This is a genomic window from Mycobacterium bulgaricum, from assembly GCF_041287165.2.
GTDB classification, from domain to species: Bacteria; Actinomycetota; Actinomycetes; order Mycobacteriales; family Mycobacteriaceae; genus Mycobacterium; species Mycobacterium bulgaricum.
Map to the genome: position 1 here is coordinate 312,855 of NZ_JBGGKV020000002.1, position 13,750 is coordinate 326,604.

General features: G+C 67.3%; 14 protein-coding genes. 5 read left to right on the plus strand and 9 right to left on the minus strand.

Features of this window, described 5'->3' with window-relative positions:
* Positions 1–43: 43 nt before the first annotated feature.
* From ACAG24_RS08025 to ACAG24_RS08045, 5 genes are read right to left on the minus strand one after another with little or no spacing between them, the layout of a single operon-like run.
* Complete coding sequence (locus tag ACAG24_RS08025; RefSeq protein WP_370472335.1) at positions 44–403, minus strand: glycerol dehydratase reactivase beta/small subunit family protein; 360 nt, start codon at positions 401–403, stop codon at positions 44–46.
* A complete protein-coding gene (locus tag ACAG24_RS08030) occupies positions 387–2,276 on the minus strand; it encodes a diol dehydratase reactivase subunit alpha (protein ID WP_370472334.1) in 1,890 nt (629 codons plus the stop codon). The genes ACAG24_RS08025 and ACAG24_RS08030 overlap by 17 nt, the downstream gene beginning before the upstream one ends.
* 2 nt (positions 2,277–2,278) lie before the next feature.
* Positions 2,279–2,851 (minus strand): propanediol/glycerol family dehydratase medium subunit, encoded by a 573-nt coding sequence (locus ACAG24_RS08035; protein ID WP_370472333.1) that lies wholly within the window; start codon positions 2,849–2,851, stop codon positions 2,279–2,281.
* Positions 2,852–2,853: 2 nt separating this feature from the next.
* Positions 2,854–4,575, minus strand: coding sequence for a propanediol/glycerol family dehydratase large subunit (locus ACAG24_RS08040; RefSeq protein WP_370472332.1), 1,722 nt, complete (start codon positions 4,573–4,575; stop codon positions 2,854–2,856).
* Between the two features lie 14 nt (positions 4,576–4,589).
* A complete protein-coding gene (locus ACAG24_RS08045; protein ID WP_370472331.1) occupies positions 4,590–5,033 on the minus strand; it encodes a diol dehydratase small subunit in 444 nt (147 codons plus the stop codon).
* Between the two features lie 64 nt (positions 5,034–5,097).
* Here ACAG24_RS08045 and ACAG24_RS08050 point away from each other — a divergent pair, with 64 nt between their 5' ends.
* From ACAG24_RS08050 to cobA, 3 genes are all read left to right on the plus strand, one after another.
* Positions 5,098–5,811, plus strand: coding sequence for a (2Fe-2S)-binding protein (locus ACAG24_RS08050; protein WP_370472330.1), 714 nt, complete (start codon positions 5,098–5,100; stop codon positions 5,809–5,811).
* A gap of 91 nt (positions 5,812–5,902) precedes the next feature.
* On the plus strand, positions 5,903–6,652 hold the full coding sequence (locus ACAG24_RS08055) for a LuxR C-terminal-related transcriptional regulator (protein ID WP_370472329.1): 750 nt from the start codon (positions 5,903–5,905) through the stop codon (positions 6,650–6,652).
* Positions 6,652–7,800, plus strand: coding sequence for a uroporphyrinogen-III C-methyltransferase (gene cobA, locus ACAG24_RS08060; protein ID WP_370472328.1), 1,149 nt, complete (start codon positions 6,652–6,654; stop codon positions 7,798–7,800). The genes ACAG24_RS08055 and cobA overlap by 1 nt, the downstream gene beginning before the upstream one ends.
* Here the strand turns inward: cobA and ACAG24_RS08065 are convergent.
* A complete protein-coding gene (locus ACAG24_RS08065; RefSeq protein WP_370472327.1) occupies positions 7,725–8,435 on the minus strand; it encodes an MIP/aquaporin family protein in 711 nt (236 codons plus the stop codon). The two genes, cobA and ACAG24_RS08065, sit on opposite strands and share 76 nt — an antisense overlap.
* 153 nt (positions 8,436–8,588) lie before the next feature.
* Here ACAG24_RS08065 and ACAG24_RS08070 point away from each other — a divergent pair, with 153 nt between their 5' ends.
* Entirely contained in the window at positions 8,589–8,990 is a 402-nt protein-coding gene (locus ACAG24_RS08070) for a GlcG/HbpS family heme-binding protein (protein WP_370472326.1), read from the plus strand.
* Here ACAG24_RS08070 and glpK read toward each other — a convergent pair.
* Positions 8,987–10,504, minus strand: a complete 1,518-nt coding sequence (gene glpK / locus ACAG24_RS08075; RefSeq protein ID WP_370472325.1) for a glycerol kinase GlpK — start codon at positions 10,502–10,504, stop codon at positions 8,987–8,989. The two genes, ACAG24_RS08070 and glpK, sit on opposite strands and share 4 nt — an antisense overlap.
* A 146-nt stretch (positions 10,505–10,650) precedes the next feature.
* Positions 10,651–12,174: an aldehyde dehydrogenase gene (adh, locus tag ACAG24_RS08080; RefSeq protein WP_370472324.1), complete on the minus strand. Its 1,524-nt coding sequence runs from the start codon at positions 12,172–12,174 to the stop codon at positions 10,651–10,653.
* 137 nt (positions 12,175–12,311) lie between these two features.
* Here adh and ACAG24_RS08085 point away from each other — a divergent pair, with 137 nt between their 5' ends.
* Positions 12,312–12,851: a TetR/AcrR family transcriptional regulator gene (locus ACAG24_RS08085; RefSeq protein ID WP_370472323.1), complete on the plus strand. Its 540-nt coding sequence runs from the start codon at positions 12,312–12,314 to the stop codon at positions 12,849–12,851.
* Here ACAG24_RS08085 and ACAG24_RS08090 read toward each other — a convergent pair.
* Positions 12,823–13,740, minus strand: a complete 918-nt coding sequence (locus ACAG24_RS08090; protein ID WP_370472322.1) for an alpha/beta hydrolase — start codon at positions 13,738–13,740, stop codon at positions 12,823–12,825. The two genes, ACAG24_RS08085 and ACAG24_RS08090, sit on opposite strands and share 29 nt — an antisense overlap.
* Positions 13,741–13,750 lie beyond the last annotated feature (10 nt).

Genomic DNA, 13,750 nt, shown 5'->3' on the forward strand with positions numbered 1-13,750 from the left:
GGATGTCTGCGCTGTAGGGCGTGTGCGCACGTCAGAGCCCCGATCAGAGCCGCAGCGGGATACCGCACACGATTCGCGCCGCGTTGTGCCCCGCGCTGCGGGCAAACGACGTCGTCGCCGCGCCGTTCGACACCAGCCCCGCCACCGGCTCGCGCAGCAACTCGTGGGCGACGCTGACCCGGCCTTGGGCATCGATACCGACCCCGACGTCGAGGCTCGACCGCTGGGCTGCTTCGCGAGCCAGGTCGTCGGCGGAACCGGCGGTGCGGGGACGCGTGACGACGTACGGCACACCTTCTTCCTCGATGCCTGCGAGGACTTCCCGCTCGATGTCGGAGCCGACCGCGCTGCGCACCTGGATCGCGGGCCGCTCCGGCTGGCCGCCCTCAAGCACGGTGCTCATCGGGCCGGGGCCCACCCGAGGCGAACGACTCGACCAGGCCGGATGCGACGGCGTTGCGAGGTCCCTCGGTGCCCCGCACGTTGCCGGTTCCGCAGACGATTCCGTAGGGCGCCACGGCGTCGGCGATGAGTTGCGGGATCTCGAAGTCCAACGCGCACCCTCCCAACAGCACGACGAAACCGATCCGGCGCAGATCTGCCGCCGGGGCGATGCTGCGCAGCGCGCGCAGGGCGTTGACGACGAACACCCGTTCCTTGGCGGTGCGGCGCACGTCGCGGATCTGATCGAGCGAGTGCCGGGTGGGGATCGGATTCATCGATGCGTCGCCGGCCCCGCGATCGGACAGAGTCACGACCCGCGCGAACGCGGTGGGCGGCAGCGGCGTCTCGAAAAACTGCGCTGTCCCGTTCTCCAGCCGGATGTGGAAGAAGCTCTCAGCCTTCCCCAGTGGACACCGCTTGATCTCCTCGGCGAGTTCACGGTTCTCCAGCCCGAGTTCGGTGTCGATGAGCTTCGTGACGAGGTCTCCCGCACCTGCCAGGTGGATGGCGTCGATCGCGCCGTCGGTGCCGATCACCGCGGCGTCGGTGGAGCCGCCGCCCATGTCGAGCACCACCAGCGGACGGTCGGTGCCGGGCGTGGTGAGCGCGCCGCGCACCGCCATCTCGGCCTCCACCCCGCCGACGACGGCGCTCACGCGCTCGGCGCCGGCGATCCGCAGGCGTTCGGCGATGGCGTCGGCGACCGCCTGCATGCCGCTCTCCCTGGTCCGCACCATCGCCGCGAGCGCCACCGCGTTCTCCAGCGCGACCTCGCCCGCCACGCCGCCGCGCACCTCTTGCGGCACCCGCGTGTCGATGGCGAGCAGGTCGGTGATCTTGACGTCGCGGATCTCGTGTTTGGACAGGTCGGCCATGTTCTGGCGGACGTTCGCGATCATCCCGCCTGCGTTGGTCCCGGACTCGCCGATGACGTCGATCAACGGCCCGACGCGCTCGACCTCGGCCATGATGTCGCCCGCGCCTCGCGAGACATCCACCGAGACAGCACGATTCGGACCGGTGAGCTCCAGTGAACCCGCCGGGATCGCGCGATCGGCGACGTCGCCGGACGGCGTGCGCACGACGACCGCCGACCGGTTGCCCGTCAGGGCCCGCGCCACGGGAGACACCACTCTGGTCTGGTCGGCGTCGAGTCCGAAGATCGTGGCAAGCCCATAGGCGTTCGACAGCGTGCGGATGGACTGCCCAGGAGCAGCCACTTCGACGGCGGCGAGCATGCCCCTCGGGACGGCGTCGATGCGCGAGACCTCGTCGATGATCGGGATCCGCGTACTCAGACGGTTCGACACCAGGACGGCGTCGTCGTTGCCGAGGATCGCGGCCGCCACCTCCACACCGCGACCTACCGCGGCCTCGATTCCGGCGGCGGCGTCCTCGAAGTCGATGCCCTTGGGCACCAGGACGATCACGGGTTCCGCGGCAGCCGGTTCGGGCAGCGACGCGAAGTCGACGATCACGCCGACACCGAGGCCGCGCCCGCCCGGCGTCCTGGGGTCGTGCCCGATCATCGTCGACTCGGTGATGATGGTCTCGGTGATCGTCTCCATGGCCAGGCCGCTGATGACCGGGGTCGCCTCGTTCAGCAGGACGACGTCCAAGTCCGAGAGTGCGACGCGGGCGTCCTCGAGCGCCCGCGTAACCGCTTTGAGGACCCCATCGACGTTCTTGACGGTCCCTTTGATGCCCGTCGTGTGGGTCAGCGCGACACCGATGTAGTGGACCGATCCGTCCGAATCGACCCGCGCGACACTGGCTTCCGTCGTCGAGTTGCCGATGTCGACCCCGACGACGATCCGTTGCCCGGTCGGCACCGTCAGGAGAACACGGCTTTCACTTCAAGCGGCTTCGCGCCCTTGACGATCTGCTCGGTCTCCTTGAGGTGCAGCAGCGCCGCCTTCGCCTGCCACCGCGGACGGGCCATCTGGTCGTTGAGTGTCGGAACCGGTTGCGGCGAATCGCCTTTCGCATACTGCGCGGCATTGGAGCCGATGCTGCGGTAGGTCTCCAACGTGAGCAGGGGGCACTGCGGGAACAATTCCAAGCTCGACAGCCGGGGCAGGTCGCGCTGATGGATCATCGACGTGCCGCGGGACAGGATGCCGATACCGATCCCCGACCCGGACAGTTTTGCCGCCGTGTGGGCCACCACCGCGAGGTCCGAACTGTGCCGCACCCGCACGATGCGCGTCGCCACCTCCTGCTCTTCGATGCCCGCCAGAATCTGCCGCAACACCTCGCCGTGCGACACGTTGACAATCGTCTGGCTGAAGAAGTCGGCGAACGCGGGCGACACCCCGATCACGACCTCGTCGGACCGCGATCCCCGCTCGGCGGGTCCGACTTCGTCGAACGTGACCGTCCGCTGCTCGGTCTCTGTCGTCGCCACGCTCATTCCACCTCTTCTTCCGGATTCGACGCACTGGTCACGTGCCGCAGCCGCTTCATCTCTTCCCAGCGCTTGCCCGACGGGCGATAGCCGGTGCCTGGCCCGAGATAATCGTTGTCGTCGTTGACCGCCGACAGCGGCGTAAAGTCGGGTGTCATGATCGCCGAGGTCTGCAGCATGTCACCGGAAACACGTTGCCGCAGCACCGACAACAGATTCGACGCCATGTCCGAGAAGCCCGTCGCATCCAGCGCCTTGACCAGGTCCAGACCCGTGATGCCGCGGTCCATGACCTGCTGGGCGCCCTTGAGATCTTCCAGCACGTCGCGCGGGATCAGATCGCGGGATCCGTTGGCGTACACCGCCGCATCGATCTCGGCATCGGTGATCGCGGGCAGATCCAGATACTCGAAGACCGCCTGCAGCGCCTTGGCCGCCTTCGTGCGCACTTCGAGGATCTCAGCCTCCCTGACATGCCGCAGGCCGCCGTCGATCTGCAAGTCACGCTGGATCGTGTTGAAGTCGTCGAAGTCGTCACTGTCGACATTGGATCCGGCGAACATGTTGTCGTAGTTCGGTGTTGCCGAATAGCCGGAACAGACGAAGTCCGTCCCCGGCATCATCTGGGGCATCAGGCGCGCCGTCCGGCGCATCGGCGAGTGCGAGAACGACTGGTCGTTACCCGAAGCGCATTCCAGATCCAGTGCGGACGCGATCATGTTCTCGGCCGCTACGGCCCTGATGCCTGCAGGCACCGCTCCGGGCACCCCGATGCAGGAGATGGAGCCGTTCTGCAGCCCTTGGACGCCGGCCCCCTTCGTCACCATGATGCAGCGAATCTCCAGATAAAGCATGGACTTTCCCTGCGCATTGCCCATCTGCACCTCGGATCCGGTACCGGAGGTGAACCGCATCTTGATGCCCCGCGACGCGTACGCCGCGGCCAGGAACGCCTTCGACCAGGGCGTGTCGTCACCGTCGACGAAGACGGGTTCGGTGCCGTACACCGAGATCGTCTCCGCATACCCGGTGATGCCGCGCATGCCGAGCTCCAGCTCGGTGGCCTCTTCCAGCGCGCATTGCGTCATCGGTCCGCCGGGGTTGACCTGGCCGCCGATCTGCAGCGCCATCGCGACCAGGGGCGCGTACCGCACCACGCCGAGGGTCGTCTCCACCTCCGCGAACCCGCGGATCGCAGCCTCGGCCGCCTCGCAGACGACCTGCAACGGATTGTCGCGGGCGCTGGTGCAGTGCGCCTGGTTGGCGGGCGTGCGCCGGGCGCGCATCTTCTGCATGCCCATCATGATCTCGACGATGTTCATCGTCTTGGCGACCTCGAGCAGCTTGGCTGCGGTGAGCCCGCGGGTGATGTCGATGACCTCGGCCCGAGAGACGTTGGGGTCGACCAGCATCCGGGCGATCTGGACGGCCGGGATGGCCATCGACGACTCGGTGGTCTCGATGTCGATGGCCTTGTCGGCGATGAATTGGTCGATGAAGTCGAAGTCGGCGCGGGCAATCCCGTCCATCTCGACGATCACGCCGTTCTCGACGCGGACGCTCGGCTTCGGATCGAACGCGCTGTCGAGGGCCACCATCCCGACTTCGGGCCACTCCTCGACGAACCCGTCGAGATTGACCGGTCGGCTCTCCAGCGCCTCGGTGCGAAGGGACCGGCGGGTGCCCTCGGTCGAAGACCGCTGGGGCGCTTCTGCGGCAGTCATTACCTCTGTCTCTCCTATTCGCTCGTGGCCAGGATGTCGCGGCGCTCATAGACGTCGGCCGCCTCGCGTACCAGCTCGGCCAGAAGTTCGGCCCCATACTGCGAGGAGAGCTCGTCGGCGATCGCCTCGAGCTCCTCCTTCGTCGACGCGTTCGGCCGCAATGCGTTGTAGATCTGCAGGACCCGCTCGTCCGAGATCGCCGTCATCTCGGCCGCCCGGCGCAAGTTGGACCCGAGCTGCACTCGCCCGGACTTCTCCGAGATCTGAGCCTGCAGCCGGAGCGTCTCCGGCGAGATCCGAAGGTCCGCGGCCTCGATCTCGCCTGCGACGACAGCGGACATCGTGATCGCGTCGATCGGCTTTCCGGTCGGGGTGCGCAGCAGATCGCCGCGATTGACGCTCAACGGATAGTCCACGGCAGGATCGAGGTCGGGTTCGTGCATGGCAGATTCGTCCATTGACCCAGTGTGGCTCCCGTCACGTTGCACCGACGTTGCAGTTTTCGTCTACCGTGATCGACCCATGGGCCGCCGACCGTTCCCGCCGCGAGTCCAGCGGCTGGGCGAGTACTTCACGCTCACCGAACCGCACGGTGCGGCGTGGCGGCCGATGGCCGAGCTCGATGACGACGCCGTGTGGCGCGGCCTGGTGGCCGAAACCCGCCGAGCCATCGCCATCTATGCGGATGTCGAACCCGCGGCGGTGCCGGCGCGGGTCGCCGCATCCTCGTTGCACCTGTCGACGGCATCGCGGCTCCTCTCGCCGGTCATCGGCGCGTTCGCCGTCGGCGCAGGCGTCCCGTCGCTGACCGCGGACGTGCTGCGTTGGCGCACCGCCGGTCACGCGGTGCACTTCGGGGCAGCCGCCCCGCAGTGGCACGACACCCTCGACTCTCGGGCCGCCGCCGAGTTCATCGACGCGTCGCTGGTGACGTCGGTGCTGGCCCCGATCGTCGACCGGTTGCAGGCAGTGACGGCACTGTCAACCACTGTGATGTGGGGAAATCTGATGTCGGCCGCCAACGGCGCTGTCACCGTGATGGGCCTGTCCGATTCCGAATTGGTCTGTACTGGACGGACTTTGGTGCGTTCGATGCTGAAACTGCCTCGCTTCGAAGGCGCCGCGACGGTGACCGGGTCCACGTTCCGGCGCCGCAGCTGCTGCCTGTTCTACCTCTCGCCCGGCGCAGGCCTGTGCGGCGACTGCGTGTTGCGCGACCCGGAGGCGTCACACTGACCCGAGAAAGTGGATCTCGTCCCATTGCAACGTCGTTGCAACGCGACGCTGGCTAGCATTCACCCCCGCCGACCGACCGACGGAGTCACAGATGAGCCTGTCCCACCCGGGATGTGCAGCACCGCTGGACATCGATCGCCATCCGCGTCCTCGGGTGAGCGCCAAGATCGGTTCCGCGAGAACCGGTTTCGGCGATGCCCGCCGACGTCGCACCGCGGTGGTGATGGATGACGAATTGCTGCGCCACGGCGTGGTCCACATGATGGCGCGCACGGATGCGGTGCAACTGGTCGCCGACATGCGTCCGGGTCCCGACGCGGTGTCGCGGTTGCGCGATCTTCGGCCCGAGCTTCTGGTGCTCGGCGCCGACAGCGGGGCGCGCCTGACCGAACTTCTCGACGGACTGGCGCCGAGGCCCAACGTGATCGTCATCGTCGACACCCACGACCCGCACTGCGATCCTGTGGCGCTGATCCGTTCCGGTGCTGACGGTCTCATCGACCGCCGCTCACCGTCGGGAGAACTGCTCGTCACGTTGATGCGGGTGGTCAATGGGCACCCGGCGCTGGACTCGGCGAGCACGGACGCCGTCATCACCCGGCTACGCGCCAGCGACCCTTCGATCGAGGCGGCGGACATGCCGGCTCTGACGCGGCGCGAGCGCGAAGTCCTGGACCTGGTCACCGACGGCCACGACAACCGCACGATCGCGCGCCACCTCTTCATCAGCGAGGCTACGGTCAAGTTCCACCTGCACAACATCATGGCCAAGTTCGGTGTGCACAAACGCGCAGCGCTCGTCGCGACGGCACTGCGGGGCAGCTGGAGCAGCGCGCCCTGATGTCGTCCGCCGTCCCCGTCGACCTGCCGGTCCGCGGCCATCCGGTGACAGTCGCGGGGAGCTCACCTCGGGCCGCCGCCGTGACTGGCTCGCTGGTGAATGCCGGCGCGGCCGTCACGGTGGCCACCGCCGACCCGACGCCCTACCTCGACGACCTCGCCGCACGGGGGCTGGTGACACTGCATCGCCGCGACCTCATCGAGAGCGACATCGACTCGGCCGCAATCGTCTTCGCCTACACCGGCGACCCTTCCCACGACCGGCTGATCCGCAAGCTGGCGATGTTCCACAAACGACTCTGCATCCTCGACCCGCACGACGGGGCGAGCACGCCGCAGACCGAGGGCATCGGCAGGGTCATCCTCGTCGGCGGCGGCCCCGGCGACCCCGGCCTGTTGACCGTCGCGGGCCGCGACGCGCTGGCACGCGCCCACGTCATCGTCACCGACCGGCTCGCCCCGGTCGGTGTACTGGCCGGGATCGCCCCGCACGCCACGATCATCGACGTCTCCAAGATCCCGGGTGGCAGGCGTCCCGAACAGGCCGCGATCAACGAGCTGCTGGTCGAACACGCCGCCATGGGGCGCACCGTTGTGCGCTTCAAAGGCGGTGACGGCTTCGTCTTCGGCCGGGGTGGCGAGGAACGCGACCACTGTGAGCGGGCAGGCATTCCGGTCGAGGTGATCCCCGGCGTGAGCTCGTCGATCGCGGCGCCCGCCTCGGCACGGATCCCGGTCACCCATCGGGGCCTCACGCAGGGTTTCACGGTGATCACGGGCCACGTCCCGCCGGGACATCCGGAATCCACCATCGACTACGCCGCCCTGGCCCGGTCCAACACCACGCTGATCCTGATGATGGCGGTGGCCAACCTGGGTGCCATCGCCGATGAGTTGATTTCTGCCGGAATGGATCCCGATACCCCGGCCGCGGTCGTCGCCGACGGCTGCCTGCCGTCGCAGCGCGTGGTGCGTGCGACCGTGAGCACCATCTGCGCGGCCGCCTCCGCCGCGGAGATCCGCCCGCCTGCCACGACGATCGTCGGCCAGGTGGCCGCGTTCGCCGGCGAGCGTCAGGCCAGCGCCCCGGCGAGTAATGCCGCCAATGCCGCACCGACGAGCGGACCGAAGACCGGCACCCACGAGTAAGACCACACCGCGTCACCTTTGCCCTTGATCGGCAACAGCGCGTAGGCGATTCGCGGGCCGAGGTCACGCGCCGGATTGATGGCGTAACCGGTGGGACCACCCAGGCCGAAACCGATGGCCATGATCACGAAGGTCACGCCGGCGTAGCCCAGCGTGTTGTTGATCTCGGGAGTGGTCAGCACCCACAGGATCAAGACGAAGGTCGCGATCACCTCGGTGGCGAAGTTCCACCCGATGCCCCTGATCGCCGGCGCCGTGCAGAAGATGCCCCGGGTGCCGGAGTTGTCGTCGTTGGCGTCGAACTGAAGCTTGAACACCACCCAGGCCAACGTGGCGCCCACGATGGCGCCGAGCACCTGCCCGGCCCAATAGAACGGCACGGCCCCCCACGACAGATCGCCGCTGATCGCGACGGCGAGGGTGACGGCCGGATTGATATGCGCACCAGAAGGGCTGGCGATGCTGGCGGCGGTGAACACACCGAATCCCCAACCCAACACGATCACCAGCCAGTTGCCACCGCCGCCGTGTGAAAACGAGTTCGGCAGCACCACCGCAGCCACGGACCCGCTGCCGATGAGGACGAGAACCGCGGTGCCGATGAACTCCCAGATGAAGAAGTCGGTGTAGGACACAGGCCAACCTTCCTGAAGGTGCGATGTCGTCCAGTGTTCGCGCCTCCGAGGCGAAAATGGTTGTACTGAGCTATCTCCCAACCCCTAACTGTCCGGCAGCCTGAGCATTTGTATAGGTTGTGGCCGTAATCACCCAAGGAATACCATGGGCGCATGACTTCCCTGCCGTTGGCCAAGGCCCAGAACATCATTGACGCCGCGATCGTCAAGGCGAACGAGATCGGGCAGCCGATGAACATCGCTGTGGTCGACGACGGCGGTCACCTGATCGCGTTCGCCCGCATGGACGGAGCCATCAAGGCGAGCATCGACATCTCCACCCGAAAGGCGCGCACTTCGATCCTGATGAACGCCCCCACTGCCGCACTGTCCGATCTGGTGCAACCCGGCGCTGAACTTTATGGGCTGGAACAGCTTTCGGGCGGCCTCGTGATCTTCGGCGGCGGGATCCTCCTCGAGATCGACGGCACGGTCGTCGGCGCCATCGGTGTCAGCGCCGGTAGCGTCTCACAGGACGTCGCCGTCGCCGAGGCCGGAGTGGCAGCCCTCTCCTAGTCGACGTCGACCCAGTCCAGGGTCCGTTGGACTGCCTTCTGCCAGCCGGCGTAACCCTGCGTCCGCTGGTCCTCGTTCCACTGCGGCGACCACCGCTTGTCCTCCTGCCAGTTGGCACGAAGCTCGTCTTCGTCCTTCCAGAAGCCGACCGCCAGACCCGCGGCGTAGGCTGCCCCCAGCGCTGTCGTCTCGGCCACAACGGGTTTCACGACGTCGGTCCCGATGACGTCGGCCTGGATCTGCATGCACAGTTCGTTGGCGGTGATGCCCCCGTCCACCTTGAGCACCTCGAGGTGCACACCACTGTCGGCCTCCATGGCGTCGACGACGTCGCGCGTCTGGTAGCAGATGGATTCAAGCGTGGCGCGCGCGAGATGTGCGTTGGTGTTGAACCGGGACAGCCCGACGATCGCACCGCGTGCGTCGGAACGCCAGTAGGGAGCGAACAGTCCCGAGAACGAAGGCACGAAGTACACGCCGCCGTTGTCGTCGACCTGGCGCGCCAGCGATTCACTCTGCGACGCGCCGCTGATGATGCCCAACTGATCGCGCAGCCACTGCACTGCCGAACCGGTCACGGCGATCGAACCCTCAAGGGCATAAACGGGTTTGGCCTCGCCGAAGCGATAGCAGACCGTCGTGAGAAGGCCGTGTTCGGAGCGTACGATCTTCTCACCGGTGTTGAGGAGCAGAAAGTTTCCGGTTCCGTAGGTGTTCTTGGCCTCACCCGCCGACAGACACACCTGCCCCACCATGGCCGCCTGCTGATCGCCGAGGATTCCCGTCAGCGGGATCTCCGCACCCAGTGGGCCGTCCTGGCGTGTCACGCCGTAGGCGTCTGGTACCGACGACGACGCGATTTCCGGGAGCATCTGGCGCGGAATCCCGAAGAATCCCAACAATTCGTCATCCCAGTCGAGGGTCTCCAGGTTCATCAGCATCGTTCGACTGGCGTTGGTGACGTCGGTGACGTGCACACCGCCGCGCGGGCCGCCGGTGAGGTTCCACAGCACCCAGGTGTCGCAGGTCCCGAAGATCGCGTCGCCGCGCTCGGCGGCCTCGCGAACCCCGTCGACGTTCTCCAGGATCCACTGCACCTTGCCACCGGAGAAGTACGTGGCCGGCGGCAGTCCCGCTTTCGTCCTGATGACGTCGCCGCGGCCGTCACGCTCCAGCGCCGACGCGATGCGGTCGGTCCTGGTGTCCTGCCACACGATGGCGTTGTAGTACGGCCTGCCGGTGCGGCGATCCCACACCAGCGCGGTCTCCCGCTGATTCGTGATGCCCAGGGAGACGATGTCCTCGGCGGCCAGCTTGGCCTTGTTCAGCGCGGTCTGGAGCACCGACGCCGTGCGCTCCCAGATCTCCACCGGATTGTGCTCCACCCAGCCGGCTTTCGGCAGGATCTGCTCGTGCTCGAGCTGGTGACGGGCGACCTCCCGACCGGCATGGTCGAACACCATCGCCCTGGTGCTGGTCGTTCCCTGGTCGATAGCCGCGACGAAATCGCCCATTTACCAACTCCTTTGATGAGAACTTTGTCGATCTGCGTCGAACGCCGACCCTACCGAGCACCGGACGGGGCCACCGCCCAGCCACAAACTCGCACGGAACAAGGGGCGTCCGTGCGAGTCTGCGGCCGGCGCGCGGAGGCTTAGGATCAGAAAAAGCCCAGCGCCTGGTCGCTGTAGCTCACCAGCAGGTTCTTGGTCTGCTGGTAGTGGTCGAGCATCATCTTGTGGTTCTCGCGGCCGATGCCGGACTGCTTGTAGCCGCCGAACGCCGCGTGCGCCGGGTACTGGTGGTAGCAGTTCGTCCACACCCGGCCTGCCTTGATGTCGCGACCCGCGCGGTAGGCGGTGTTGCCGTTGCGGCTCCAGACGCCGGCACCCAGGCCGTACAGGGTGTCGTTGGCGATGTTGATGGCGTCGTCGTAGTCGGTGAACGACGTGACGGCCACGACCGGCCCGAAGATCTCCTCTTGGAAGACGCGCATCTTGTTGTTGCCCGTGAAGATCGTCGGGGCGACGTAGTAGCCGCCGTTGAGGTCGCCGCCGAGCTGCGCCCGCTCTCCACCGGTGACGACCTGGGCACCCTCGCTCTTGCCGATCTCGATGTAGGACAGGATCTTCTCGAGCTGATCGTTGGACGCCTGCGCGCCGATCATCGTCTCGGTGTCGAGCGGATCCCCCTGCCGGACCGCCTTGGTGCGGATCGCCGCCAACGCCAGGAACTCGTCGTAGATGTCGGCCTGGATCAGCGACCGCGACGGACAGGTGCAGACCTCACCCTGGTTGAGGGCGAACATCGTGAAGCCCTCGAGCGCCTTGTCCTGGTAGTTGTCGTTGGCCGCCAGCACGTCGTTGAAGAAGATGTTGGGGCTCTTGCCGCCGAGCTCCAGCGTGACCGGGATCAGGTTCTGCGAGGCGTACTGCATGATCAGGCGGCCGGTGGTGGTCTCGCCGGTGAACGCGATCTTGGCGATCCGGTTCGACGATGCCAGCGGCTTGCCCGCCTCCACGCCGAAGCCGTTCACGATGTTGACCACACCGGCGGGCAGCAGGTCACCGATGATCTCGAACAGGTACAGAATCGAGGCGGGGGTCTGCTCGGCGGGCTTGAGCACGATCGCATTGCCTGCGGCCAGAGCGGGCGCCAGCTTCCAGACCGCCATCAGGATCGGGAAGTTCCACGGGATGATCTGCCCGACCACTCCGAGCGGCTCGTGGAAGTGGTAGGCGACGGTGTCGGCGTCGACCTCCGACAGCGAACCCTCTTGTGCGCGAATGCATCCGGCGAAATAGCGGAAGTGATCGATCGCCAGCGGGATATCGGCGTTGAGCGTCTCGCGGATCGGCTTGCCGTTGTCCCACGATTCAGCGAGCGCGATCGACTCGAGGTTCTCCTCGATGCGGTCGGCGATCTTGTTGAGGATCACGGCGCGCTCGGCGGCCGAGGTCTTACCCCAGGCGGGCGCGGCAGCGTGGGCGGCGTCGAGGGCCTTCTCGATGTCGCTCTCGTCGGAACGGGCCACCTCGGTGAAGGGCTGGCCGGTGACGGGCGTCGGGTTCTCGAAGTAGCGGCCGGCGTTCGGCGCGACCCACTCGCCGCCGATGAAGTTGTCGTAGCGAGGCTTGAATGACATCAGGGAGCCGTCGGACCCTGGGCGGGCGTACACAGTCATGGTGAGTCTCCTGCTCGTGTGGTGTGCGTCACTGAAACTACGCGCGCGACCGTTGCACCACGGTTGCATCGCACGACAGAATCGGAGGTATCTCCGAACCACGTCGTAAGCCCCGCCAGCAGCGCGCCCGCGAGACCGTGAACACGCTGGTGGAGGCGGCCGCGCAGGTGTTCTCGCGCGAAGGCATCGACGCGACCACCAATCGGATCGCCGAACGGGCGGGTCTGTCGATCGGCACGCTCTACCAGTACTTCCCCGACAAGCTCTCACTCCTGCGGGCAGTCGCCGAGCGGCACGTGCGCGACGCCGACCGGCAGCTGAGCGCGGTGTTCGCCAGGTTGCGCGACGAGGCGCCGCCGTTCGACTCGACGATGCGGGTGCTGCTCGAGGCGCTTGTCGAGCTACACGCTGACCGCCCGCGTCTGCACGCACTGCTGCACCGGATGGCCGCCCCCACTCTTGAGCAACTCGACGAGATGCGCGGTTTCGAGGACCGGATCTGCGACGAGGTCGCGTTTCACCTGAAGCGTTGCGACCGCGGCGGCGACGACGTCGAGCTGACGGCCCGGACGCTCGTGCACACCATCGACGCGCAGCTGCACCGCGTGATGGAGTTCGACACCCGGGAAGCCACAGACGCGCTGATGCTCACGGTCGAACGGCTCGCACCCGGTTGAGGACCCTCTGCATCGCATCGCGCAGCTGGGTCAGGCCGGGCTCCTCGATCGGGTAGTGGCCGCAGTTGTCCAGCATCACCAGCTCGGTGGGCCCTGAAATACGTTGCAGGAAGTCGATACTCAGTTCGGGCGGGGTCCACCTGTCGGCGGCGGGGGCCACGAGTGTGACGGGTGCGCCGCCGTAGCCTTCGGGTGCCGTGTGCCGGTAGGTCATCCAGCTGGCGAGGAAACCGAGCGGAACGGAGGCACCGCCACCGCGTGGATCTGAGGCGCACAGCTGTGACAGGTCGGGGTCGGTGCTCATGTTGCTCATGTCGGCAAGCCAGCGGATCGGCACCCGGACACGGCCGAGGACGGGTTCGACGGCACCGAGGATGGCGGGCGCGGGGCGGCCCATCCACGCGAAGCGGGTGGCGGCGGCCCGCGCGTCCGGGTCGGCCATGTCGAGCAGACACGTCGCGACGACGGCGGCGACCTGTCCAGTGCGCGCGGCGACCTCGTAGGCCAGCATGCCGCCCATGCTTGCGCCGAGCAGCACCAGCGGGCGGGGATCTTCGGCCCGTTCCACGTTCACGAGATCGCAGAGCAGGTCGACCCAGTCGTCGTAGCGGACGCGGGACGGCCGGGGGTCGACGGTGTCGCCGTAGAGCGGGAGGTCGGGGGCGAGCACGTCGACGCCTTCGCCGGCGGCGACGGCCGCGGCGGGCCAGAGCGCGCCACTGTAGCCGCCGCCGCCGTGGATGACCATGACGCGCACGTCTGCGGCAGGTGCTTCGGTGCGGGCGATGTGCACAGTCCGGCCCCGCCACGGCCACCAGGTGCTCGCCGGCGGGGTCAGCGCGGCGGTGTAGGTGGCAGGGACGAAGCGGGCGTACGAGCGGAAGTCCATGCCCTCAGCG

What these genes read in the sequence shown, in the direction of transcription:
- ACAG24_RS08025 (WP_370472335.1), bottom strand. Translation starts at nt 403, where the DNA reads ATGAGCACCGTGCTTGAGGGCGGCCAGCCGGAGCGGCCCGCGATCCAG.
- ACAG24_RS08040 (WP_370472332.1), bottom strand. Translation starts at nt 4,575, where the DNA reads ATGACTGCCGCAGAAGCGCCCCAGCGGTCTTCGACCGAGGGCACCCGC.
- ACAG24_RS08045 (WP_370472331.1), bottom strand. Translation starts at nt 5,033, where the DNA reads ATGGACGAATCTGCCATGCACGAACCCGACCTCGATCCTGCCGTGGAC.
- ACAG24_RS08050 (WP_370472330.1), top strand. Translation starts at nt 5,098, where the DNA reads ATGGGCCGCCGACCGTTCCCGCCGCGAGTCCAGCGGCTGGGCGAGTAC.
- ACAG24_RS08055 (WP_370472329.1), top strand. Translation starts at nt 5,903, where the DNA reads ATGAGCCTGTCCCACCCGGGATGTGCAGCACCGCTGGACATCGATCGC.
- cobA (WP_370472328.1), top strand. Translation starts at nt 6,652, where the DNA reads ATGTCGTCCGCCGTCCCCGTCGACCTGCCGGTCCGCGGCCATCCGGTG.
- ACAG24_RS08070 (WP_370472326.1), top strand. Translation starts at nt 8,589, where the DNA reads ATGACTTCCCTGCCGTTGGCCAAGGCCCAGAACATCATTGACGCCGCG.
- glpK (WP_370472325.1), bottom strand. Translation starts at nt 10,504, where the DNA reads ATGGGCGATTTCGTCGCGGCTATCGACCAGGGAACGACCAGCACCAGG.
- adh (WP_370472324.1), bottom strand. Translation starts at nt 12,174, where the DNA reads ATGACTGTGTACGCCCGCCCAGGGTCCGACGGCTCCCTGATGTCATTC.
- ACAG24_RS08090 (WP_370472322.1), bottom strand. Translation starts at nt 13,740, where the DNA reads ATGGACTTCCGCTCGTACGCCCGCTTCGTCCCTGCCACCTACACCGCC.